The following is a 24,320-nucleotide window of genomic DNA, read 5'->3' as shown; positions in this document are numbered from 1 at the left end:
AACTCAATCGACTCGAATGTTTGCCTAATTGTCTCAGAGGAAAGTATCGCCATTTTGAGTAAACACTTGGACTTATCTAAAAACTCAATACAAAGATCCACCCTACATTTGTAGAGTGGATCTAATTTAGCCGATTAATTCAATCTGTATCGGTTTACATAAATTAAATCATTTTTATTAATACGATGAATGGAATATGAAATTAATTATGTCCCACTATCGGGTGTGGTACATATGGCTCTTCCAGAAACGCAATTTCTTCAGGAGTTAATTTAACCGATAGGGCTCGTACGGCTTCTTCAAGGTGAGATATTTTCGTAGCACCAATGATAGGAGCAGTTACTGGTCCATTCTGGAGCACCCAAGCAAGTGCGATATGAGTACGGGAAACGCCATGATTCTCTGCGATAGACGCAACTCGCTCTACTACTAACCGGTCAGCGTCCATAGTCCCATCGTATTTAGACTTTTGAATTTGGTCGGTTTCGGAACGATGCGATGATTCTGACCAATCACGCGTCAATCTCCCGGATGCGAGTGGGCTATATGGAGTCACCCCAATCTTTTCTTCCTTACAAAGAGGTAGCATCTCCCTTTCCTCTTCTCGGTAAATGAGGTTTAGATGATTTTGCATGGACACAAATTTAGTCCATCCATTTTTCTCAGCTACATATAATGCCTTTTGGAACTGCCATGCAAACATAGCAGAAGCACCAATATATCTTGCCTTCCCCGCTTTCACGATATCATGCAATGCTTCCATCGTTTCTTCAATCGGTGTATTGTAATCCCAGCGGTGAATGATATACAGATCTACGTAATCGGTTTCCAGTCTTTTAAGACTTTTATCTATTTCACTCATGATTGCCTTTCGGGAAAGACCGGCTCCATTGGGACCTTCATGCATGCGACCCCAGACCTTGGTTGCAAGTACAATTTCATCACGGTTGGCATAATCCTTGAGCGCTCGTCCTAGGAATTCTTCACTTTTTCCTAGCGAATACCAATTAGCCGTATCAAAAAAATTAATTCCTAATTCCAAAGCTTTTTTTATTATAGGTCGAGAACCCGCCTCATCAAGTACCCATGGATGAACCCATTGCTTGGCATCCCCAAAACCCATGCATCCGAGGCAAAGTCTAGATACATCTAAACCTGTGTTCCCAAGTTTTACGTATTCCATTTGAATACCCCTCTTTGCCGTTTATTTTTTCAATTTATCTTGCCTATGTTATCCTAATTATGCATCAAATGATTTAACGACCGCTATCCTATTCGTATCATTTTTTTGCCTAATCCTCTTTTAATGAGCGATGTATGATCGGCCAATGGTAAATAGGCAGCCGATCGTCTTGATCAGCTGCCTGCATTCGTTCGTATTCACATTTCTTCAAGTGGCTACTTCAATATCCTTATAGGGTCTTATACTTCATAAGATAAAGAATGAGACAATTTGATCGCTGTATCAGATGACTCTTCAACTCAAACGCGATTGCAACTTGAACCCAGAGTTTCGTAGTAACAAATATTTCCTCTCGTGGCACGCCACTCCTTTTGATGGCTCTGCCGACTGCTTCTTCATTTTGATAAGCGGAAGCAGTATCAATCAGACGATATCCCGCCATTAGAGCATCATATACCGCTTGTTTACACTCGTTTGCATCTGGAATCTGAAAAACACCAAACCCGATAATTGGCATCTCGACACCATTGTTCAAAGTTACTTTTTGCATGCGGTAATCTCTACTAATATTTTTCTTTGTCCCAGCAATCTTGCCGGGCGTGATTATCTTACCGAATTCAGGCGACTTCGTAACTAGCGCGACACGTCATTATTCTTGCGTAACCCGACAATTACATTGATCAATTAGTGGAAAGTATGTTTATGGTGCTAATAGCCTTGTGAAAGACATTGATGCCAGTTTCCATTGATCCTCCTGCAGCACATATACCTCTGTAACAACAAATGGATTCGTCACTTCATTTCCCCCAACAACAGCTACCAGGCGTACTTTATTTAGAAGAATGGCAGTTGTGCCAATTAGCCGAACAGATGTTTCTTGAATATCTACATTCTTATAAATTATTGACCCGTTTTTAATTACGTCAATTTCCTCGTTTTTAGAAAATGTAGCCCCCATGTGCACGAAAACGGCTTTTTCGTGAAAGAGATTACTTAAATCGTCTAGTTGCCTCTCCTTCATCCAGTCCCATTTATTCTTAGAAAGATCTATAATTGCTTGTTCCATATTTGTATCATTCCTTTTTACTATTATTTTTTAATCCAATCCTTTTTCTTTTAACCATTTGGACATTAGATCGGCGATCTCTATATACTTGGGATAACAACAACCACATGATTCATTTTAGGATAAACAAAAGTATTGACCTTTTCACAACGGAATGCTTCCTATTTTTTTAATCTCAGTGCTTTCAATTATTGGGCTAAAATAACCAGTACTCACCACTTGTACCATGGCCTTCCCTAATTGTTCAGAAGTTACGATACTGTTGGACTTACTTAATGATGGATAGAAAGGTTTCAGCACGTTATATAAAAATTGATACAGCTTTGTTTTAGATCTCACACCATGAAGGGGAAGAATGAGTCCTGGCCGAAACATGTAAGCTGCTTTAAAGGGAAACTGTAACAACTCATTTTCAGTCTTTCCTTTCACTCTTGCCCACATGGCTCTACCTCTTTCGGTACTATCCGTCCCACTTCCCGAAACATATATAAAGGTTATTTGGGGATTCAGTCTTACTAATGTTTCTGCAACAGAAAGCGTGATGCCATACGTTATGCGTTTGTATTCCTCTTCCTTCATACCCCGAGAGGACACGCCGAGGCAGAATAAGCAAGCATCAAATCCTGTTATTTCCTGTTCAATCGAATGTAAATCAGCGACATTTTCAATAATGATTGATTTTAATTTTTCATGTTGCTGTCCTGGATGTTTACGGCCAATGGCAACTATTTCTTGAACCTTATCATCTAATAAACATTCACGCAGTGCACTTTGACCTACCATTCCTGTAGCGCCAAATATAATGAACTTCAACTACATTCGCTCCCCTAATAAAATCAGATTTGCCTGTTCTAGTCATGCCCCGAGGAACTCGAACATCATCGGACCCAAACAAATACCGGGGCGTGCAAGTCTCGGTATTTGTCTTCAAACCTATGGAATTCAACTCACTTGATTAATCAAGCTCCATCTCTTCTAATAACCAAGAAGAAAGTTGATCAGCAACCTCAACATTATTTAAGTCTGCAAAAAGTAATGTGTGTTTCCCTAAATACCTTCATCCGGCAGATGAACGATGGTAACATCACCTCCATGGCTATTTACCACCTCGCGGCGGTGCGGGTTAGATGGGCCTTTTTCTCCAGTTAATTTTTTGACCATTATCGAAGTGAAGTGATAAACATCCAGTCTTACTCACTGGTTAGTTATTATAATACCTAGTCAATGAAGTTCAGTAATTAGCGTGGCGCGCCAAAATTATTGCTTCTCCCGCCAAAATACCTTCTAGTGAATGGCCGGCATATTCCGCGAGTCCTCTGTTAACGGGTTAGTACCTAATTGTTCTGCTCGCCAATTTGAAGGAGTATCACCTTCCCAAGAGCGGAAAGCGCGGTAAAACGAGCTTTGGTCTTCATATCCAAGTAGGAATGCCACTTCTTTAAGATCAAGCATCGGGTCCGCCAGATACTCCAGTGCCTTCACGTGTCGAGCTTCAGTTAACAATTGCTTGAAGCTTGTGCCTAAGTCGGTGAGTCGGCGCTGCAAGGTACGATCGCTCATCCCCAGCTCACTAGCTACGATCTGAATGTCGGGGCGCCCCGCAGCCAGGCTGCGTTTCATAATCCACTTGACCATCTCTGTGATTGAATTGCTGCGTTGCTGCTCATCCAACGATCGGTCCAGTGCTGGAGTTAAAATTTCGAGCAACTCGGCGTTGTAAGAAATAAAGGGGCAATTGAGATCGCTTCGGTGAAGAGTGAGTCTATTTCGCTCAGCACCAAGCCGGATATGGCAGCCGAAATACGCTTCTAGGACTTGCACGTTGCTCATCTGGCCAGTAAATTCTACAGCATACGCGGTCAAAGAATGCCCTGCGCCGCGCCGCCCGAGCTCGAGCAAAAACGCCAGCGAGACACCAACCAGCATCGGCGGCTCGGGCTGCTCTGCATAGAGCCATTCCTGTTCGATTGTACATAGCTCACCCTTCTCTGTGATATGAATGCTCTGGGGGGCGCACATTTGTTTATACCGGGAAATTCGATGAAGCGCGTCGCGATAGTTGCGCGCGTGATAAGCCGCTAAGACGCTCGGCGACAACTGCGTGGTTTCCAAGTCTGTCATAGATTTGATAATGCTAGTCGCCGGGTCATCAACCATTTCAGACAGCGTCTGCAACAGCGCAAAATACTGGGCGGTCGTAACTCCATTCGTTCCGGAAAGAATGGTTAAGGGCAATCGCGATTTGCGAACGACGTCGTGGGCCGGAATATTTAATTGACTTAGTTCCTTCCAAAATCCTGCGGAAATTTTAATACTGTCCAAAGTATGAGACTTCATACTTTTAGGCCTCCTTCAGACACAATAAACTTGTTTTGACAAAGACTTATGATGATTCAATGGGGCAATAAGTATTCTAACAGTCCTTATGTATCTAGCGCAAAAACGACACACGAACGTATTAGGGACGCAATTAAATGATACTTTTTGCTCCAGAGCAATTTGAGGGGGAAATTATACAGGTCGCGGAAGGTTAAGTCACGGAACAATGAGCTTTCAAAGAGTATAAAATTAAAGGCGAAGCAACTTAAACGAGGTGCTTCGCCTTAATTAATTTTCGCCTTTCATCTTCATTGTTCTCTGGTAAGAGATGCCCGCGAGCAACGGCGGCGGCGAGCAGAAAATTATGGATGCTGCGAAAGCCGGCAAGCTTTCCGAGGCAGCGCTGCCTTCTTGCATTGTATAAGGTTGCAGCCGATAATTAACGACAAAGCACTGATACCCAAACTTACTTAAGATTCGTTGCTCCAACTACTGGGCTGCCTATTTGGGGACTATACGTAAGCTCCACCATTACATAATTAGATCGTGACTCTGTTTTTACTCCACTTTCATCAGACAGGTAAATATCCTTCACTGTCCTTTAGTTTCCTAATACGATCTGCTTTTTCCAGAAGGCTACCGCATCTGCTATCCATCCTTCTGCACTGGTTCCCACACCAAGCCCGAAGCCATGTTCCAGCCCTGGGTATTCGTGGAATTCAGTATCTATACCTGCTGCACTTAATGCATGGATACGGTTTTCCATCGTGTCAGGATTAGCAATCCCGTCGTTCTCTCCAACTACCGCAAAAGTCGGTGGATCGTTTTCTGAATAGTCTGTATGTCCAGTATATGCCGTAACAACCGTAGTTGGATTCGGTACATTGTCTCCGCCAAATTCTTCTACGCCATATGTTCCTATGTTTGATGCCATTCGTGCTCCAGCGGAACTGCCCCACACAGAATAACATTCTTTACTTACTCCAAAATCTTCTGCATTTTCAAAGATATACGAAATGGCAGCCGCTAAATCCTCTGTTGCTGACTGCCCACTTCCAGTTCGATATTTTAGTACAAAGGCATTGTAGCCTTGTTTACTAATTTCTAAAGCATAAGGAAATCCCTCATGCAGTGAACCCACATAGGAAAATCCACCACCCGCATTTATAACTGCAAAGGGAGCATTTTCTTCACCACGAAAGAAGAATAATCCCGTGTTTTCTTTGGAAGAGTCATTTTGTTTTTCTTCTTCAGAGTAAAAGTCGTAAAATACCACATTGCCAGTGTTCATCTCATCTATCATATAATTTAGCGGTGCAATAACAGAACCTGTATCCACATGAGTATGATAAGGAAGCAGGTTATCGATCTCACTCATTTTCATATCCATATCGTAATCCTTGTTATCCCAGGGTAGAATTTTATAGGCAAAATCTTTTATTACCTGATGCTTGACTAAATCTCCAATTGTACTATCACCACTTAGATACAAGTATCCATCTATCTTCCTTTCATTTCCTACTTTTGTTTCAGCAATCGAGCAGGCACTTAATATAAACCCAAAATATGCAATTATCACAAGCCATAAATATCCGAATCCATATTTCAACGAATTCACCTCCATAGAAAATTATCCACGTGGTGACTGAGACGTCTTCATATCAGAGTCATCCGTTCCCTTAGCCTGCTCCTTGATAAGTTCGATCGCTGCGTTGAATCCATCGGGGGTACCGCTGGAACCTGCGAGGCGACCCACTTTCACCTCGTCTATGCGCTTACCGACAACAACAGCCGGGACCGCTTCGGCAAAGCGGCGTTGCAAGTCTAAGGATGTCGGGTTCGACGCATGAGGCGTGACTTTGACATTGGTAATAATGTCGTCATCCAAGGTTACGTTCACTGTAATAGACGAGGGAAGACTCCCGTATTGGCCAGTCGCCGAATAATCGCCGTCTACATATGTGAAATTCGACATAGTCGATGTACTTGCAGCCACATTTACTAATTCCACCGTTTGTGTTTGAGCGTTCCAGTAGACTTCTACTCCTGTTAATTTTGCAACATCCCTCAATTTAAGGTATGTCGAACCGTCTACCATAATAGGAGGACTTTCCAAATCAGTTTTTTGTCCATTAAGAGTTATGGCGAGACTTGGTCTCAAAAAAGCTGTAATTTTTTGCAAACCATTCTCCGCAAATACGCATGTAGACAACAAGAGCACACTGCTAACGGTAATAACGAAAATACGTTTTTTCAATATCATTTCCCCTTTACCAATTTATTCTCACGTAAACAGCTCGCCATCGAAGTTCCGGGAGATCTCAACTCGGCCACCTTCAAACATTCTCACGTACGAAAACCGGAATAAATCCGCTAGACGGTCACCTCCTGTGAAGAAGAGCGCCGTCGCAAGTCCATCAGCAGTAGCAGCATTGTCAGCAACAACCCACGTTGCGATCACATCACGTACCGGGATACCCGTCCGGGCATCGATTACGTGGTGCAGCCGGTCTCCCCAGGCACGCCGGTTAACGGCAGATGCGCATATTGCGCGGTTTTTCAAGTTGAACACGCCAATCACCTGATTTGGATCGTACGGATGCTCAAGCCCGATTCGGGTGATGTCCTCCCCTGAATGACGGATATCTCCGCCTCCGTCGATAATAAACTCTTTAAACCCGGCTTCGTGGAGGAGTCCAGAAACGATATCCACCAGGTAGCCCTTCCCTGCCGCTCCGACATCGATCACAAGCGGACGCCGCGTGACTAGCGACTTTCCGACTCGAACGATGTCCTTCGACCAGGTCGCTCTCCCTTCGGCATGCGCCTTGGCCCGGACATGGTCAGTTACGGGTCTGAGTGAGTACGTTTGGTCATAACCGAGGAGTTCGAGCTCCCGGCCGACAAGCGGATCTACAGCGCCGTCAGTAGCTGTGTAAAGCTTATCATAAAGATCGAAGAGGATAACCGAATCGTCTGGAAATTCAAAATTGCCGCCGTCCGGGGCAGCGGAAACCTGAGATACGAGCGAATCCGAGCGAAATCTCGAGTACGTAACGTCGTATTGTTCGATCCGCTTTAAAATGCTCTGCTGCAACATATAACGCAATGGTTTCTTGGTTTCTATTTCCCAATGGGTTCCGATTGCCTTGAAGTTGAATACGAAATTACTAACGTTGTTCTCCTCTGCATTGTCCCTATATTCAAATGTTTTCATGGCCACTGGACTTTGGACATATGGACTGTCATCTCCTCTGTTATTTAGAGTAAAAATGGAATTCGGCCGCTCGCCAAGAGCCTTATATAACAAGCACAGCCTGTAGTTTTCTTTTGATTTTTTAACTTCGATTCATTTGAAAGCACTTGTTGTACATTACTTCGGATGATGTTCGTTTTTATTCCGTCTGGCCAATTCCCAACGGCAACTCGATATCAGAAAACCGAAAACCGAGGAGAATTTGTGCCGTAAGTTTATTATGCAGTAAACGAAAAATAAAACGCTATCTCCTTTGTCTTAAATGCTTGCCTAATCCTTTCACTTAAATATACTAAGTAAACAAAGAAAGGCAGCTGGATTAAGACCAGATGCCTTTCTTTGTTTTTGTGAGTAGTTCTACCGACGAATACTTTTCAATTTAAATTGGATGTCACAATGAGGTTTTGATCTATATTTCCCTCTACTTGCTCATATGTTTCCTTCATTCGCTTTATGTCCGTTTTGGGAGGCAAACCAAACATGCGAGAATATTCACGGCTAAACTGAGAGGCACTTTCATAACCAACCCGAAAAGCAACCTCAGTAGCATCCGCTGACTCCATTAACAATAGGCTCCGGGCTTCTTGCAAACGCAGCTGTTTTTGAAATTGAAGCGGGCTCATAGCAGTGAACTCTTTAAAGTGTCTGTGGAACGAAGAAATGCTCATATTAGCGACATCAGCAAGCTCTTCAACTCTCAAAGGCTGATCATAATGTTGGATAATTTGGTCGATTCCCTTCCTGATACGATAGGTGTTGCTTCCTTCCATTGCAATTTGTGCAAGAGTTGCGCCATATTGCCCTTGAAGGAGTCTATAAATGATCTCCTTCTTATGAATAGGAGCAAGATACGGAATGTCTTGAGGAGAATCGAGCAATTGAACTAAACGCAGGACAGCATCCAATATAGTTAATTCGATCTGACCGACTAACATAGCTCGTGAATCATTGTTTTTACTATCGGAATATAAATTAGCGTCTTTCAAAACCTCTAAAATTTCATTTTGGCTTAAATCAAGTTTCAAGCTCAAATATGGAACTTCAGGTGAAGCCTTAATAACCTGCCCGATTACCGGAAGGTTCATAGATGTGATCAGGTAATTGGATGGCCCATACTCTAGGCGTTCCTCAGCTAGAAAGATTTCTTTTAACCCTTGAGTAACAAAGCAAAAGGAGGGATTAAATACTCTGTAGGCTGGCTCATCCACCATATTCGAACGAATAAGAAACAGTGAAGGAATCGTTGTCTGCAATACTCCTGCTTCTTTACAATGACGGTTAATCAGTTTTGTAAGCTTATCCTGACGAGCTTTTATATCTTCAAACATTGGCCCCTCCTTGATGCTTTATTTTGTTTTATTATACGCCATAAGTATGCTAATAAGGAATGGTATTGAGAGGATTAGGCAATCATTTGAGACGAATTAGATATCCGTTCTTTGTTCAGGAATGCATAATAAGGTCACACCATAAAGGACCGGTAAAACACCGGCGAACTTTTTTGGAAAATACAAATGAGCTTTTAAGGAGAATGAAATAATTTTTTGAATAAAGCTCATTAAACGGTAAGAAAATAAATTGAATTTAATTAATGTATACTTGCTTGAATTTAATTTCTTAATCGAATCCTTGCAGAAGAGGAATTATTTATCACTACGAAGCTGAGGCATATTAAGAAAGACCCTCTGCAGCATGCTTTTAATATTCCTCCCGTCCCCTACAGTACTTAAAAACCGTTGAGATGATCTCAACGGTTTTTTGGCACTACTTGAATTATCTACGTTTGATTTTGCTTTGCAATATATTGCTCATACTTCTGGGTAAAATTTATAATGGGGCGTCATCATGATAACTAACATTATTTCTTTAAAAGAAATTCCTTCATTTTCCTTCATCTTTTCCGTTACGGATTATTTTATCGCCATGGAAATGATTTTCGAAGCTTCACTTCGGAGAATGCTATCGCCCGGGGCAAAGAGATTTTCTTGCTTACCGTCTATGATTCCCATTTCTTGAATGATGTTCACTGCTTCTTCAGCATACGGAGATATCTGATCAGCATCGGAAAAGGGGATGTCTTCCGTCATCGTGGTCATCGAAATGCCTTTGTACTTAAGATATCGAACGAGGATGACGGCAGCATCCTGGCGGCTTATCTCAAAGTTGGGGTCAAATGTTCCGTCACTCTTGCCGTTCACGATGCCCGCGTTCGCAGCCCACTTGATGTAGGAAGCATAATAGGCATTCTCTGGCACGTCGCTGAAATGAGTCTCCCCATCCTGTATGTTCATTTTTTCAAGTCGACCGAGAGCCGTTACAAACATGCCTCTTGAAATATTCGAATTGGGTGAGAACTTCGTCGCGGAAACTCCTTTTAAGATGCCGCTTGCGACGAGTTCGCTAATGTATTTGACCGCCCAGTTGTCATTTACGTCGGTAAATGCCGCGATTTCGGTTGTCGCACGCAAATATTTGGAAGTGACACGGTTTTTGGATAGGTTTTCGTATGCATAGGCTGCTCCGATCAATGAGCTTTCGTCAAATTCGTATCCCACCATCTGGAGGCCAAGCGATAGGGAATCACCGTCACCATCGCTCACATGGCCCATAGGGACATTAATGGCGGGAAGACCGGTAACCGGTGACATCAGATTGCTTGCACTGCCGTAATGACTTGCGGTATCTTCGATCAGTCTTGGTTTAACCAAAAGAGACGGGTAGGCAAGCGCCATAACGCCGTACTTCTCCATAACGGCTTCCGTAGCGGCTCGGTATTCTACGCGAGAAGCTTGAGCCTTTGCGTAAGCCTCCCTGTAGGTGGTAACGCCATCAGACATTAATTTTGTTGACGTTTTCGGGTCGATCGTCGCGTCAATATCCGAATATAGCCCAACCGAATTGGCAGAGAGGTAGCCTCCACTTGCAATCAATTCGGCAAAGCTTTTAATCGGGGCGTCTGGCCCAAGCGATTTCAAATATTGTTCAATGTCATGGGGGATCTGATTTGGACCGCCTCTGGTGGCACTAAAGAGATCATACATTTCAGGAAAATCGACCATAACGACCTCGGCACCTGCCGCTTCCATGTCCTTCATTGCCTCTTCAAATTTTGCAATGATTTCAGGATCGTTGCTATCCACATGTGGGCTTCGGGTCTTTTCCACGTCCGTTGGATAAACGACTTGTTTCAATATGCCTATCTTTTTGCCCTTTAAAAAATTTGTGTCCAAATAAGGGGTGTAGTCTGAAGGCACCTTGCCTGCCTGTCTTGATGTTACGTTGTCTTTGGGATCTACGCCAGTCAGATAATTCAGCATAATGGCGAGATCTTCGACCGTTCTTGTCATTGGCCCTCCGGTATCTGAGTCAAGGATTAGAGGGACAATTCCGTCACGGCTTGTAAGACCTATGGTTGGGCGAAGCCCAACGAGTGAACTGACAGAAGCAGGATTCCGTATAGATGAGCCGGTATCGGTGCCAAGTCCGGCCGCTGCGAAGCTTGCGGAGATCGCAACCCCCGTGCCGCCACTAGAACCGTAGCTTGAGCGCGTAGGATCATAGACATTCAAAGTTTCCCCAACCATGGAACTGATTGAGTTATAGCCTGAGAATGCGAATTCGGAGAGATTAGCTTTGGCAATTATGATTGCGCCGGCATCCGTGAGCTGCTGTACCATTCTGGCGCTGTCTGGTGGAATGGAATCCTTTAACGCAGTCGCGCCCGCAGTCGTAGGCATACCTTCAAAATCATAGTTGTCTTTTACAATGATAGGGATACCGTGGAGAGATCCCCTTTTATTACCGGCTAGTCGCTCTGCGTCAAGAGAACGTGCGGTCTCTTCGGCTTTAGGGTTAATTGATATGATGCTATGAAATGTCGGATCAAGTACTTTTATACGGTCGATATAGAGCTTAACAAGCTGTTCACTTGTTAATTGTCCAGTGTCAAGGGCGTTCTGAAGCTGCGTAATGCTTTTTTCAGTGACGTCAAACGATGGGGAGGATACTCCTCCCGCATAGGCCGCCGGAGCGATCGTGAAAAGAAGAGAAAAGGTAAGAAGGATTAATAAAAGCTGTCTTGGTATTCTTCGATTCTTCCTAATTTTTGCACTATGCATATAACCTACCTCCAAATGAAAATTCGTTAATCAGAAAAAGTTCTTCGGCCGAATGAAATTTCGTTTTGGCAATTTTTAAAGTAAACTTAATATTCATCAAAATATTGCTGAATTTTATCAGGATCCGTTGTATTGGTAAGCGCTAATTGAAGAAGGATTCTTGCTTTCTGGGGGTTCAACGAATTGCTCTCAACAAAAGAATCTTGTTCATAAAGCTTCTGACCTGTAGCTTGATAAAAAGATTTAACTAAAACCGCCCCTCTTGTAGCCTCCATTTGTTTTAACTGGGCTTGGGCCCAAGAGGCGGCGCCGCTCCCTTCTTTAATGAGTTTAGTTAAGTATTCGATTTGATTTTGTTCAGCATCACTGATACCTTTGGCCGCTATTTTCTGCATTTGTTCATCTGCTGTAGATGCAGCCCAACCAGCAAGAATCACCCCTTGAGCTCCATCTTCGATAGATGCGTTTAATAACGAAAGGCTGCTGCTAGCATAGGATTCGTAGAGAATATCGACTTTCGGTAGTGCACTGAGTTCCGAAATATCAAAGTCCGTTTGATATGTATGCTTGATCAATGGTTGCTGATAGAACCTAACTTTACCCGCAACAATATCTCCTAAAAATCCTTGCTCTAGCGATTTAAAAGTATCAGTTGCCCATGAGCTAGTTTTACTAATAAATCTAGCGGAACCGATTCTATCATTAAAAACGATGAGTACGCCTTTATCTTTTGATTGCGGATCTCCCGCCACTTTTACCGCGTTGTATAGATTTAGCGGGCCGTCAGCACTGATAGCCGAAGCTGGTCTCATTGATCCAACTACCACAACCGGTTTATCGCTCTTGACGATCAGATTAAGGAAATATGCTGTTTGTTCAAGCGTTTCCGTACCATGAGTAACGACAATACCATCCACGTCATCTTTGGCAAGCAATTCGTTTATACGTTTTCCTAACGTAAGTCTATTTTCATCGGAAATATTCTGACTGCTTATATTGATGACCTGTTCCCCGCTTACATTAGCTATGTCTTTTATTTCCGGAACAGCATTAATGAGCGTGCCGACCCCATCGGTAACTTGATAATTTGAAGTATCGGTATTGGATGCGGCTGTGGATGCTATGGTTCCCCCGGTTGCCAGAATGACAACATGAGGTAAATCTTGCTGTACAACGGTTTCTTGGGCTTGTGCACTAGGTAAATTCAAAGAGTAACTAAGTGATGAAATAGCTAATGCCATTAATGCGATGATCGAAAGACACATCCGTTTACGTTTCATTTTCTCTTCTCCCTCTCTTTAATGTTACTTAAGTTAACACAAACCTTCGTAAATACCACCTCACTCAGTTAAATTTGTTTTTAATGTAAGAAATGCTTACATAGACAATAGTAATCCAATATAGAAATGGATCGATAGCCCATTTCTCTTAAATGTTTGCCTAATCCTCTTACTTTTTCGGAACTAATGACTTTCATTTAAATTATTTAGTTTTTAATAGTTTACCTTTTTATCAATAAGAGGTTATGTATGGGGATATGGAACCTACAGGCCACTCAAAGCCACGCTAATCTGCCCGTTAACTTAATAAAGAAAAGAGCAGCAGCCTTAGCAAACTGCCCATTCGCTATTTCAAATGATTAGCGTCAGATAACTTTTCAGTTATAACTTGATAATTTCAATGAATCATTAACGATAGAAAATAAGAACGCCGTTTGTCATTTTGACCATGACAAACGGCGTTCTTATTCAAAATTTAAGAAAATTTGCTATCCAATAATTTGAGAATAGCTACTGTTGCTTGCGCCCTAGTTGTAGCACTGTTGGGATCGAAATTTCCGTTCCCCATTCCTTGAACTATTCCTGCTTGATGCGCTACAGACACTGCTGCTGATGCCCATTCGGGGATTTGATCCGCATCAGCAAATTGGGAACCTAATGTGTTTTCTTCGAATGGAAGCTGTGCAGCACGCACCAACATAACTGTCATTTCAGCTCGTGTAATGGTGTTTCCGGCACGGAAATTTCCATCCGGATATCCTTGAATAACACCTGCAGATGACGCTTCTGCAATAAACGGTTTAGCCCAGCTGGGAATTTTCTCTGCATCCTTATATCGTAAAACCACTCCTTCGCTTTGTTCCAAACTCATGGCTCTGACAAGCATTGCCGCAAATTCGGCACGCGTGATCTTCAAGTTTGGACGGAATGTTCCATCAGGAAATCCATTCACAAAACCAATGGATGCGGAACGTAATACTGCTTCTTTTGACCAATGTCCTTCCATATCCGAAAATGCAATGGCAGGCTGTTTGTCAAGAACGGATACTGTAGTGATAGCATTCGGGGTAAGCGTAACCTCAGCAACCTCTGAATCAACCAATTTTGCCATAGTTAAAGAAATCTTTGCTTCCCCTCTAACTATGGCTTCGAAAGTAAAAGTCATCAGCGGTTGGCTGCCTCCCTCCCCCAAGGAATTCCCTATTTTAGTATGTGCAGCAATCAATAACCCATTTTTTTCTTGCACGGGAACTTGGAAGCCTGTCCAGTAAGAAGAAGCATTTTTAAACTTAAGTTTTTGAGAATCATATTGCAATTGAATTTCGTAACCGTATAAATCCTTAAGGTTTTCTCCACGTACCGTTACTCGAACTTTCTGACCAATAGCAGCTTCTATTTGGTCAGTTGTAATCGAAAGCATTGGAGAACTAGCTGCCATAGTATGAGGGGCATTGGATGTCGAGAAGAAGAAGCACACTAATAGAAGCAATATAATTAACTTTCTATACATATGGCTATTACCTTCCTTTTGCGCAAACAGGGTGAGAGTTTAACGCTCTCACCACATTTGCTTAAATTAAAGTATTGAGTCTGATAATTCCCCTATTATTAGAGATCAATAAACATCCTTCCAATCGGCAATATTGCCTGAATCAAAACGGAATGGAGCGCCTAGCATAATTTGTGTGCCCTCGCCATCGGCAATAATTTCAAAGTCACTCCCCAATTCTCCCGCATTGAACTTATCGCCAAGGGCACCAGTAATCGTTCCTTTTACTAGCGCATCGGCCGTGTAGCCGGCGAGATAGCCCACGTCAATTGGATTCCAAAGGTACATCCACTGGCAGACACCGCTTTCGATGTACTCGGCCATTTCGCTTGGCAGACCGAGGCCTGTCAGTTGAACCTTCCCTTTCAATCCTTTATCCGTCAGTACTTTGCCAGCAGCTGCAATACCAACTGTTGTAGGTGCAATAATAGCTTTCAAATTCGGATACGATTTGAGAAGTGCTTCCGTTTCAGATGTACTCTTGTCTCGCAAGTCGTCGCCGTACGCAACCTTTACCAGTTGAATCTTGTTATACTCTGGTTCTTCTAGAACGCGCTTCATTACTTCGATCCAGGTGTTCTGATTTGTCGCTTGCGAAGTAGCACTCAGGATAGCGATTTCACCTTCGCCGCCGATCATTTCGGATACGCCTTCAATCAGCGTTCTGCCTATGAGATCCGGGTCCGCTTGATTGACATGCACGGTGCGGCTATTGGTGTTCACAGCAGAATCGAGAGACAAGACTTGAATACCTGCATTCATTGCCTTTTGCAAAGCAGGCTGCAATGCGTCGGCGTCATTCGCTGCGATGGCAATAGAATTAACCTTTTGCGAAATAAGCTCATCAATCATCTGGATCTGCGCTTCGGCCGTGGGTTGATCAGGTGCTTTCAAAATAACGGTGTTTCCTTGTTCTTCTACCGCATTTTTGAAACCTTCCATCATTTTTTCACCATAAGGGTTGCCCGTGTTTTTGAAGATCATGGCGTATTTCCCGGATAAATCATCGCCGCCTTCAGCCTGTGTCGTTGCCGTAGGTGAAGACTGCCCCCCATTTACTGAAGACCCATTGGTACTGTTGTTACCTCCATTGTTACCGCTACATGCCGCAAGTAAGGACATAAGAAGTACAGCAGCGATGCCTTGCGCCAATCTTTTTCTATTCATTCTGTTTTCCTCCCGCTTTTTTATTAGATTTACTAGCTATATACAAACCAGCTAAACGCCGTGTTGTATCCATTAATTCAAGCCACTAGGTTTTCCTGAACTTTTGTGTACGCTGGAATTTGAACTTCGGCACTATGACCGCAGCAATCAACAACAAGCCAATGATGATAAGCAGCAACTGCGCTTGAACATTAATTAACCCAAGTCCATAACGAAGGAAGCCAATGAGGAATATCGCAATGATTGCACCAATCATTCTGCCTTTACCACCCGCTGTGCTGATACCACCCAGCACGACCATTGCGATAACATCCAACTCGTATCCCGTCGCTATATTAGGTCGTGTACTTCCCATTCGAGCGGTCAGAAATAAAGCTGTAATCGCAGCCATAAATCCAGCTAAGGTGAACACAAGTACTTTGATCCGGTCCACCTTTACGCCGGAATAGCGACTTGCGTTTGCATTGTTGCCAACCGCATAGATTTGACGACCTAACACCGTCTTATGAAGCAAAAGACAGAATAACGAAGCCAAACAGACAAAAACCAAAAGTATAAAGGGAATAGGTCCTACGTAGCCCCACCCCAAAAAGCTAAACCATTCAGGGAACCCCCCTGCAGCCTGGTCCTCTAGAATGAAGTAGGCAATCCCGCGATAAATGATCATAGTGGCCAACGTGATAATGACCGACGATAATTCCTTGTATTTTATAATCAGCATGCCATTGATCCACCCACAAAGCGTGCCGGTCGCCAAACAAATCAGCATCGCTGGAACCATAGGAACACCTAGCGTATATAAATCCGCCATAATGACTGCGGATAAGGCTACGATCGAACCTACTGAAATATCGATGTCTCCCAGGATCATAATGAGTACCATTGGAAGAACGATAAACGCTTTATCGAGAAACCCCATCATGGCATCGCGCAAATTATCATAGTCCCAATAGTACTCGGATAAATTTACATTCATCACGTTTATGGCAACAAAGATGATGACAAGCATCCATTCCCACTGCAAAAAAAATCGTTTCCATGAAAAATCAAGTCTACCTGCAAGTACTCTCGGTTCCATCATCAAACCTTCCTCCTCATCAGGTGATTACGATCTACACCACGTTTGACTATGGCATTCATCAAAACCGCAGCAAGAATGATCGATCCCTGAATACCCATCTGCCAAAAGGCTGACACATTAATCAGCGGCAACGCATTGTTGATAATTCCCAGAAGGATTGCTCCAAGCAATACACCTGATAACTTGCCAACGCCTCCCGCTATACTGACTCCACCGACTACACAAGCAGCGATAACGCTCAATTCGTAACCGCTAGCCGTGTCCCCTTGCGCAGAAGCAAATTTAGAGACCCATAACACCCCAGCCATCCCGGATAAGCCACCCATGATCGCATAGACCAGCCAAAGGATTCGATCTGGACGAATGCCACTAATTCTAGCAGCTTCTGGGTTACTTCCCACCGCATAGATTTGTCTCCCAGTCCTCGTATGACTCATAAAATAGTAAGCTATCAAATAGATAAATATAGCAATCCAGATTAAGTGGTTTATCCCGAATAACGTTCCTGTTCCAAGCTGCTTGAACTGCGCCGGCATCTGATGTGCACTAACCCACTTGCCGTCGCTAATCAAATAAGTAAAACCTCTGAAAACGTTCATCATACCTAATGTCGCAATAATAGGAAGAATCCCCATTCTAGCGACGAGAAAGCCCAGGCCTACCCCGCATACGAATCCTATTCCCGTCCCTAGCAGCAGAGCCAATAACGGGTGTATGCCTGGGTAGTAACTCACAACCATAGCACTGACCATGCCCGATAGGGCCAGAGTGGCGCCAATCGAAAGGTCGATGCCCCGAGTTATAATAACCAGCATCATTCCCACTGCAAGCACACTGAGGATCGCGGTGTTGGTCATCATATCGTTAATGTTTTCCCAGGTTAAAAAACTCGGATTTCTCAGCTGTACGACCGCCGCCAATAGGAGGATAAAAAAGAGCAAACCCAGCTCACGAAACTGTACGATATAGGAGCTAATAGTTCGTTTTTGCTTCTCAACTTGGTCACGCTTCCTGATCGGAATGCCGATAGATCCTAAATCTCTTGATTCCATAGTTTTGCCCACCTTTACTAACGTTGTGCCGTATTGGCTGCCGGTTCATCCATAGCGGCTGCGAGAATCGCTTCTTGCGTCACAGTTGTGCGAGGGAGTCTTGCCGTAATCCGCCCCTCGCGCATGACTTCGACCCTATCGCACATGCCGATGATCTCCGGCATTTCGGAAGAAACGAGGATGATCCCATAGCCTTGCGCAGCCAGTTCGTTGATAATCTCATAAATGGCGAACTTTGCTCCAACATCCACGCCTTTCGTCGGTTCATCCAAAATGATGACGTCCAGATCGGCTGTCAACAGTTTAGCGAAGACCACTTTTTGCTGGTTTCCTCCAGATAACGAGCTTGCAAGATCAAATATGGTTTTCGCTTTTACGCCAACCTTCTCACCCAATTTTTTGGCTACGACCGACTCTCTGCTTTTGTTTGTAAATCCTTTTTGAGACATTTGCTTCAGGGATGGAAGCGTAATGTTATCTCCGATTCCCCACTCTAAAATCAAGCCTTGCTTCTGCCGATCCTCGGGCAAGTAACCGATACCTATACGCATAGCGTTGGACGGACTTTTGATTTTGATTTCTTGCCCTTTTAGAAACACCTTACCCCTGTCATAAGGATGGATGCCGAACAACGTATCGCATACTTCTGTCCTACCCGAACCGACTAAGCCCGTTAGACCGATAACTTCTCCGCGACGTAATGAGAACGAAATATCAGCAAAGTATCCCGTTCTTCCCAAACCTTCGACTCGCAAAATTTCTTCCCCAATTTGAGCGGCTTTCTTAGGGAAAATCTGAGTAATTTCTCTCCCTACCATGGCTACAATCAACTCGCTATTTGAGATCTCATTCACTCTCCAGGTACCGATATACTTGGAATCGCGGAAGACCGTGACCTTGCTGGCTAAACGATACATATCCTCAAAGCGATGTGAGATGAAAATAATAGCGGCACCGCCGTCTCTTAATTGCTCTGCGATCCGATACAGCTCTTCGCTTTCCCTGGTTGTCAAAGCAGCTGTAGGCTCATCCATGATGATGATTTTGGCGTTGACGGATAGCGCTTTTGCAATCTCGACAATTTGTTGTTCCGCTACGCTTAGCGCGCCCATTTGCGTTTTAGGGCTGAAATTCGCCCCGAGTTCCCGGAGCAATCGCTCCGCTTCACGGTGCATGTCATTCCACATGAGCCTCTTACTGCCGGAAGCTATTTTTTCATGACCCATAAATATATTTTCAGTCACGCTCAGATCCGGATAACATGTAACATGCTGGTAAATGGCCGCAATACCTTCTTGCTTTGCTTCATTGGGATCTTTGAAGCTAACGACTTTCCCATCCAGCAGCATTTCACCTTCATCTGCCGCATGGACACCGGTAATTACTTTGATGAACGTCGATTTTCCGGCTCCGTTTTCTCCCATAAGCGCATGTATTTCTCCAGGTTTTAATTTAAAGTACACGTTGTCTAGCGCTCGAACACCGGGAAACACTTTAGTAATCCCGTTGAGCTCCAAAATATACTCGCTCATGCAGCACTTCCACTCCTCTCTCTAAATCATGCCTCTCCATCTGTTTTCTTAGTGATTCTATTAACACCTTTAATGTACTGCTAATTCAATGAACCGATAAGTAGACTGTTATTACATTAGGGGGACATTCTTTGCTTTCTTCAAAAAAAAAGCCAACGGTGTCCCGTCAGCATGACTCAATCTTTGCATATACATGTTTACGATACTGTGATGGCGTTTCACCAATCGATTGTTTAAATAAACCACTGAAATATTTGACGTCCTGATACCCAACTAACACGCTGATCTCATGTAGTTTTAAAGAAGGATCGGCTAACAAAGCTTTTGCTTTATCTATTCGCATACGAGTGACGTAGTCAAGGATCGTTTCGCCAGTTTGCGTTTTAAAATATCGGCAAAAGTAAGTAGGATTCATATGTACATGATCTGCAATGCGCTTCACGGTCAACTCTTCGTGTAAGTTATCAGATATTAATACTTTAGCTTGCTCTAGCGGTCCCGGATTTTCAAGCATTCGAAGCGTTTTAACTTGTTGAATCCGTTTCTTGACGGCCTGCTCGATAATCAGCTTGATGTCCTGCAGATTAGGGGCACGTTTGATTAAGCGCAGTCCCTCTTCTAGCACCCCCTCTTCTATTTCTTTCTCGTTGCCCGCCATTAGCACGCTCAAATAAATATTCTGAATGCTGCGTTGTATAGCGGCAGGATCCACTTGCCCCTCAAGCTTATGAAAGAGCTCCCTCATGGACTTGACCGCGCTATCCTCCGAAGCTTGTTCAATAGCTTGGCTTATTTGGTAGCCAAGTTGTAACAATTTCTTGTCAGTAACAGGAACTGCAGTAAGCATTACATCACGTTCTATACAAGTAGAATGAAATTGATTTCCCCCATTGATAAGTCTATAGTTCATTAACGTTCTGGCCTGTCGAATGGAATCTGGAAGCATGTATAAATCAGAAATCGTATCGCTTGCGCTTACCGAAATCGTAAATGGCGTATATTCCCTAATGGCTGCTTGAATGTCACCGGCAGCGTGCTTCACGATTTGGGAGAACGTACCCCGATCCTCTGAAAGAGGCAATTGAAGCATGGCCCAATAATCTGTATTCTCGCCTCTCCAACACCAACTTTTTCCTGAATACTCCATGGCGGTTACATGCATTAATTCTTTTATTATATTTTCCACAACATAATCAAAAGCAGCCCAGTCCTTAGCCTTATAATCCCTGGTCTTCACAGGCAGAGCATCTAAACTAAAATTAATAAGAGCATAACTTCCCTTAGGAAACTCTTCCACCCAGTATCCAAGACGCGTGATATCTAGTCCAGCAGACGTAACATAGCTTAGCAATTGAATTTGCTCCGTCAATTTCAACCTTTCCGACTGCTGCTCCATTTCTCTCCATCGATTATTTCGATTGCGTTCTTCTTCGATTTTCCCTTTGATCTCTAGTATTCGTTCTCTTAACTGATCCCGGTCGATCGGCTTCAGTAAATAATCGACGGCACCTTCACGCATAGCCGTTTTAACATATTGAAAATCTTTATATCCACTGATAATCAGACAATAAAAGTTATAGTCTCGATTAATTTCATTGATTAAAGTCAATCCGTCCATCACGGGCATTTTCACATCGGTAATGAGCAAGTCAATCACTCCATTACATCCACAAATGAAATCTAATGCTTCTTGGCCGTCAGACAACGTTGCTACAATATCCCATTCCTCTCCGCAGGAAGCAACAAGTCTCGCTATACCATTTCGAATCATTTCCTCATCATCGACAATTAGCGTTCTATATCTCTCCATTTTCATCTGCCCCCTTTTCATTGATCATGACCGGCAAATCAACTTCTGAAAGGATGGGAATGCGAATGATAATTTCAGTACCTTGGCCTTGTGCGCTATGTAGTTGCAAGCCATAGTCGTTCCCTAGCATCATAACAATCCTAGCGTTGACATTGCTCAGACCGAACTCGGAGTCTTTGGCTACGAGCGTATTCGAACGGAGAGATCTCTCCAGTTCCTCTAATCTCTCGTGAGAGATTCCTGGGCCGTCATCACGAATTCTAAAGACCATATCTTCTTCTCCCGAGCGCGCACCAAGTTCTCGACCGATGACAACATGTATGCTTAATCTTTTCCTCGTTTCCAGCCCGTACTTTACAGCATTTTCTACGATAGGCTGCAGAATAAACTTCGGAGTGTAGTAAGAATCCATCTCTGTCTTTTGAGTCGTTTCAACGAAAAGCCTATCTTTAAACCGAATTTTCTGTATGGTCAGAAAATCATTCATATGCTGTACTTCTTCTGAAATATGTACGAATTTGGAACTATTGCTTACAGAAAAGCGCAGCATTCTTCCAAGCAGCGTGACCATTTCGACCACCGTTTTAGATTTGCCTTCTTCTACGGCCATATTAATCGTTTCTAAGGTGTTATACATGAAATGAGGATTGATTTGCGATTGCAAAGCATACAACTCTGATTCCTTCTGTCTCAATCTGATTTCAAAGTTTTTTTCGATCAAATCCCTTATTGTGGAGATCATGGAATTAAAGCTTCGCGCGAGCATACCAATCTCATCTTTGGTTTGAATATTCAGATCAACCTGAAATCGTCCCAGTTCTACCTGTCTCATTAATCGAGAAAGCTTAACAAGCGGCCGTGTAAGCTTCAAAGATAAAGAAATGGATAGTGCTGAGGTAATCAGCACAATACAAAAAAACATAAAAATAGTTACATTTCTGATCCAATCGGTTCTTTCGGTCAAGTATTTCATTGGAATGCTATGAACCAGTATCCAGTCATATATGCCTGATTCGCTTATGCTGGTAATGACACCCTCCCTCCCACTCCCTTTACGGAAGCTGCCATTTAAAAGTGGATATTTAGGCAATTCTGAGTCTATTTCACCTATTTTTTCATTATCCGTGTGATATATAATCTCACCCATGCGATTCATAAGCCATAGATCCGCTTTCTCGTTATTTTCAAATTGCCTTAGGATCTTGTCGATAAAGTCGAGTTGAACGGCTACCAGCATTGTTCCCAAGCTTTTACGATTGTCTACATCTTGCACCTGCTTCATAATAAGCAGGTATGGATGCCCGTTATCAAAAGTCAGTGATAGCTCGTTTGGCAGCAGAACTTTGGCATTGCCTCTCAATTCAAGATCATTACCGTAAGGAATAAGGGCATCATTGCCATTAAGACCTTTAAACCCTATACGCGTACTATAAAATAGTCGATTTTTGGAGATCAGAAATACACCAAGAACATCCGGATTCCCATTTTCCAAGTACGTGCGAGCCAAATAGCTGTTTACCGTAAATTGTTCCTGATTGTAGTTTGAACTGCTTTGGTACGCATCATGACGTAAGATAGATATAATCGTATCAGAATTGAATAACAAAGAGGGAACTTCAGAAAATTCCTCCATATGTTTGGCAATCGTAGCATTGGCTTGGTTCAAGAAACGGGGCATGTACTCCCCAATTTGCTCTTCGATCGATTTGGTATACTGAATATACGAGATAGCTCCAAGAAGCGAGATCGGAATAACCGTCAGTAAACAATAGACGATGATAAGCTTAGAGCTCAGTCTAGAATTCCATGCATAGATTGCCTTCCACCATTTAAAAATCATATTGTCCCACGTTCTCCGCCGTAAAATCGAGTGGCTCCCCCATGATGACCACATCTCCTTTTACTCGAATATTCCCAACATTGACAATATCCTGTCCGTCATGAGGGAATTCTCCTTCTAGTAGTTGATAAGCTAATACGACAGTTAGATAACCTAGTTTTTTTGGACTCCAGAGCGTAGCCATTTGCGCCGATCCATCTATTAAAAAATCATGCATGAGATGCGGAGTAGAGAGTCCGACGATTTTAATTTGTCTGGATTGTCCGGCTTCCTTCACCGCTTGCGCGGCTGCCGGAGGTGCCACGGAGGCATTTCCGATAATGCCCCTCAAATTAGGATAGTCGATCAGCAGTTGCTTGGCTGCTTCATATGCTTTATGCGGATCATCATCCGTCTCCACGATATCAACCAAATTCATAGCCGGATAATACTCCTCCCTTTGCTTGTTCATCCATTTCAACCATTCATTCTGATTGGAGGCCGATAAGGTGCTCGTCATAATAGCGTAGTCTCCTTGTTCCCCCATATGCCATGCCAGCGTATCCTGAAGATGCCGGCCAAGCGTTTCAGGATCAACCATATTGACAAAAAAATGACGACCTTCAGGTTCTGTGTCTGCATCCCAAGTGATTACTTTTATCCCTCTTTGCTTCGCTTCCTTTAGAACAGGCAGCAGCTTTTCAGGGTCATTCGCGGAAATCGCCAAAGCATCCACTCCTCGATCCATGAGCGATCGAATAACTTGGATCTGTTTGGTGACATCGGTAATTGGGGGCCCTTCATAAATCACTTTGACATTCAAGTCGCGCGCTGCTTCCAAAGCTCCGTCCTGAGCAACGTTGAAATACAATATCTCCATTACTTTGGGAACAACGCCAATCGTATACTTGCGTTGTTCTTGCACGTCCCCGCCTATTACCCCCGCCTCTAGTGAATGAATGACTCGGTAATCGCCAGATAGGGATTGGGTTTGGCAAGCGCTCATAAAAAACAGCACGGAAATCAACATCGCACGTAAATATCGCAACTTTCATCCCTGCTTTCCTTTCGAATCAATTAACTAATGC

General features: G+C 43.4%; 18 protein-coding genes and 1 pseudogene. All 19 read right to left on the bottom strand.

What is annotated here, in order from left to right:
• Window positions 1-202 precede the first annotated feature (202 nt).
• The 19 genes and pseudogenes from ACN6MW_RS26430 to ACN6MW_RS26340 all read right to left on the bottom strand — a co-directional run bounded on the left by ACN6MW_RS26430 (window position 203) and on the right by ACN6MW_RS26340 (window position 24,280).
• Window positions 203-1,183 (bottom strand): aldo/keto reductase, encoded by a 981-nt coding sequence (locus tag ACN6MW_RS26430; protein ID WP_419872815.1) that lies wholly within the window; start codon window positions 1,181-1,183, stop codon window positions 203-205.
• A gap of 310 nt (window positions 1,184-1,493) precedes the next feature.
• A pseudogene (locus ACN6MW_RS26425) lies at window positions 1,494-1,733 on the bottom strand (aldo/keto reductase); the annotation flags it as partial.
• Window positions 1,734-1,883: 150 nt separating this feature from the next.
• Window positions 1,884-2,249 carry a nuclear transport factor 2 family protein gene (locus ACN6MW_RS26420; protein WP_419872814.1) on the bottom strand — a complete coding sequence of 122 codons (366 nt, stop codon included), beginning with the start codon at window positions 2,247-2,249 and terminating at the stop codon, window positions 1,884-1,886.
• Between the two features lie 144 nt (window positions 2,250-2,393).
• Window positions 2,394-3,062 carry an NAD-dependent epimerase/dehydratase family protein gene (locus tag ACN6MW_RS26415; RefSeq protein WP_419872813.1) on the bottom strand — a complete coding sequence of 223 codons (669 nt, stop codon included), beginning with the start codon at window positions 3,060-3,062 and terminating at the stop codon, window positions 2,394-2,396.
• Between the two features lie 471 nt (window positions 3,063-3,533).
• Complete coding sequence (locus tag ACN6MW_RS26410) at window positions 3,534-4,586, bottom strand: helix-turn-helix domain-containing protein (protein WP_419872812.1); 1,053 nt, start codon at window positions 4,584-4,586, stop codon at window positions 3,534-3,536.
• A gap of 583 nt (window positions 4,587-5,169) precedes the next feature.
• A complete protein-coding gene (locus tag ACN6MW_RS26405; RefSeq protein WP_419872811.1) occupies window positions 5,170-6,177 on the bottom strand; it encodes an alpha/beta hydrolase in 1,008 nt (335 codons plus the stop codon).
• 21 nt (window positions 6,178-6,198) lie between these two features.
• A complete protein-coding gene (locus ACN6MW_RS26400; protein ID WP_419872810.1) occupies window positions 6,199-6,825 on the bottom strand; it encodes a stalk domain-containing protein in 627 nt (208 codons plus the stop codon).
• Between the two features lie 27 nt (window positions 6,826-6,852).
• Entirely contained in the window at window positions 6,853-7,785 is a 933-nt protein-coding gene (locus ACN6MW_RS26395; RefSeq protein WP_419872809.1) for an FAD:protein FMN transferase, read from the bottom strand.
• Window positions 7,786-8,198: 413 nt separating this feature from the next.
• The gene (locus ACN6MW_RS26390) at window positions 8,199-9,152 is read right to left on the bottom strand and encodes an AraC family transcriptional regulator N-terminal domain-containing protein (protein WP_419872808.1); all 954 of its coding nucleotides are present in this window, start codon (window positions 9,150-9,152) and stop codon (window positions 8,199-8,201) included.
• 582 nt (window positions 9,153-9,734) lie between these two features.
• Window positions 9,735-11,942: an amidase family protein gene (locus tag ACN6MW_RS26385; protein WP_419872807.1), complete on the bottom strand. Its 2,208-nt coding sequence runs from the start codon at window positions 11,940-11,942 to the stop codon at window positions 9,735-9,737.
• An 86-nt stretch (window positions 11,943-12,028) separates the two neighbouring features.
• Window positions 12,029-13,222 (bottom strand): type II asparaginase, encoded by a 1,194-nt coding sequence (locus tag ACN6MW_RS26380; RefSeq protein WP_419872806.1) that lies wholly within the window; start codon window positions 13,220-13,222, stop codon window positions 12,029-12,031.
• A 475-nt stretch (window positions 13,223-13,697) separates the two neighbouring features.
• Complete coding sequence (locus ACN6MW_RS26375; RefSeq protein ID WP_419872805.1) at window positions 13,698-14,732, bottom strand: S-layer homology domain-containing protein; 1,035 nt, start codon at window positions 14,730-14,732, stop codon at window positions 13,698-13,700.
• Between the two features lie 105 nt (window positions 14,733-14,837).
• Window positions 14,838-15,938 carry a rhamnose ABC transporter substrate-binding protein gene (gene rhaS / locus ACN6MW_RS26370; RefSeq protein WP_419872804.1) on the bottom strand — a complete coding sequence of 367 codons (1,101 nt, stop codon included), beginning with the start codon at window positions 15,936-15,938 and terminating at the stop codon, window positions 14,838-14,840.
• Between the two features lie 85 nt (window positions 15,939-16,023).
• Window positions 16,024-17,019 carry an ABC transporter permease gene (locus ACN6MW_RS26365; RefSeq protein ID WP_419872803.1) on the bottom strand — a complete coding sequence of 332 codons (996 nt, stop codon included), beginning with the start codon at window positions 17,017-17,019 and terminating at the stop codon, window positions 16,024-16,026.
• Window positions 17,019-18,071, bottom strand: a complete 1,053-nt coding sequence (locus ACN6MW_RS26360) for an ABC transporter permease (protein ID WP_419872802.1) — start codon at window positions 18,069-18,071, stop codon at window positions 17,019-17,021. Before ACN6MW_RS26360 ends, ACN6MW_RS26365 begins: the two co-directional genes overlap by 1 nt.
• A gap of 17 nt (window positions 18,072-18,088) precedes the next feature.
• Window positions 18,089-19,603: a sugar ABC transporter ATP-binding protein gene (locus ACN6MW_RS26355; RefSeq protein WP_419872801.1), complete on the bottom strand. Its 1,515-nt coding sequence runs from the start codon at window positions 19,601-19,603 to the stop codon at window positions 18,089-18,091.
• A 166-nt stretch (window positions 19,604-19,769) separates the two neighbouring features.
• The gene (locus ACN6MW_RS26350; RefSeq protein WP_419872800.1) at window positions 19,770-21,413 is read right to left on the bottom strand and encodes a response regulator transcription factor; all 1,644 of its coding nucleotides are present in this window, start codon (window positions 21,411-21,413) and stop codon (window positions 19,770-19,772) included.
• Window positions 21,400-23,253 (bottom strand): cache domain-containing sensor histidine kinase, encoded by a 1,854-nt coding sequence (locus ACN6MW_RS26345; RefSeq protein ID WP_419872799.1) that lies wholly within the window; start codon window positions 23,251-23,253, stop codon window positions 21,400-21,402. The genes ACN6MW_RS26350 and ACN6MW_RS26345 overlap by 14 nt, the downstream gene beginning before the upstream one ends.
• The gene (locus ACN6MW_RS26340; protein WP_419872798.1) at window positions 23,243-24,280 is read right to left on the bottom strand and encodes an autoinducer 2 ABC transporter substrate-binding protein; all 1,038 of its coding nucleotides are present in this window, start codon (window positions 24,278-24,280) and stop codon (window positions 23,243-23,245) included. The genes ACN6MW_RS26345 and ACN6MW_RS26340 overlap by 11 nt, the downstream gene beginning before the upstream one ends.
• Window positions 24,281-24,320 lie beyond the last annotated feature (40 nt).

The organism is Pristimantibacillus sp. PTI5 (assembly GCF_048572955.1).
Taxonomy (GTDB): Bacteria; Bacillota; Bacilli; order Paenibacillales; family Paenibacillaceae; genus Pristimantibacillus.
The sequence above is the reverse complement of the archived record's forward strand: the minus strand, read 5'-3'. Positions and strand labels throughout refer to the sequence as shown.

What these genes read in the sequence shown, in the direction of transcription:
- ACN6MW_RS26345 (WP_419872799.1), bottom strand. Translation starts at nt 23,253, where the DNA reads ATGATTTTTAAATGGTGGAAGGCAATCTATGCATGGAATTCTAGACTG.
- ACN6MW_RS26430 (WP_419872815.1), bottom strand. Translation starts at nt 1,183, where the DNA reads ATGGAATACGTAAAACTTGGGAACACAGGTTTAGATGTATCTAGACTT.
- ACN6MW_RS26350 (WP_419872800.1), bottom strand. Translation starts at nt 21,413, where the DNA reads ATGGAGAGATATAGAACGCTAATTGTCGATGATGAGGAAATGATTCGA.
- ACN6MW_RS26375 (WP_419872805.1), bottom strand. Translation starts at nt 14,732, where the DNA reads ATGTATAGAAAGTTAATTATATTGCTTCTATTAGTGTGCTTCTTCTTC.
- ACN6MW_RS26385 (WP_419872807.1), bottom strand. Translation starts at nt 11,942, where the DNA reads ATGCATAGTGCAAAAATTAGGAAGAATCGAAGAATACCAAGACAGCTT.
- ACN6MW_RS26390 (WP_419872808.1), bottom strand. Translation starts at nt 9,152, where the DNA reads ATGTTTGAAGATATAAAAGCTCGTCAGGATAAGCTTACAAAACTGATT.
- ACN6MW_RS26355 (WP_419872801.1), bottom strand. Translation starts at nt 19,603, where the DNA reads ATGAGCGAGTATATTTTGGAGCTCAACGGGATTACTAAAGTGTTTCCC.
- rhaS (WP_419872804.1), bottom strand. Translation starts at nt 15,938, where the DNA reads ATGAATAGAAAAAGATTGGCGCAAGGCATCGCTGCTGTACTTCTTATG.
- ACN6MW_RS26410 (WP_419872812.1), bottom strand. Translation starts at nt 4,586, where the DNA reads ATGAAGTCTCATACTTTGGACAGTATTAAAATTTCCGCAGGATTTTGG.
- ACN6MW_RS26395 (WP_419872809.1), bottom strand. Translation starts at nt 7,785, where the DNA reads ATGAAAACATTTGAATATAGGGACAATGCAGAGGAGAACAACGTTAGT.
- ACN6MW_RS26360 (WP_419872802.1), bottom strand. Translation starts at nt 18,071, where the DNA reads ATGGAATCAAGAGATTTAGGATCTATCGGCATTCCGATCAGGAAGCGT.
- ACN6MW_RS26365 (WP_419872803.1), bottom strand. Translation starts at nt 17,019, where the DNA reads ATGATGGAACCGAGAGTACTTGCAGGTAGACTTGATTTTTCATGGAAA.
- ACN6MW_RS26420 (WP_419872814.1), bottom strand. Translation starts at nt 2,249, where the DNA reads ATGGAACAAGCAATTATAGATCTTTCTAAGAATAAATGGGACTGGATG.
- ACN6MW_RS26380 (WP_419872806.1), bottom strand. Translation starts at nt 13,222, where the DNA reads ATGAAACGTAAACGGATGTGTCTTTCGATCATCGCATTAATGGCATTA.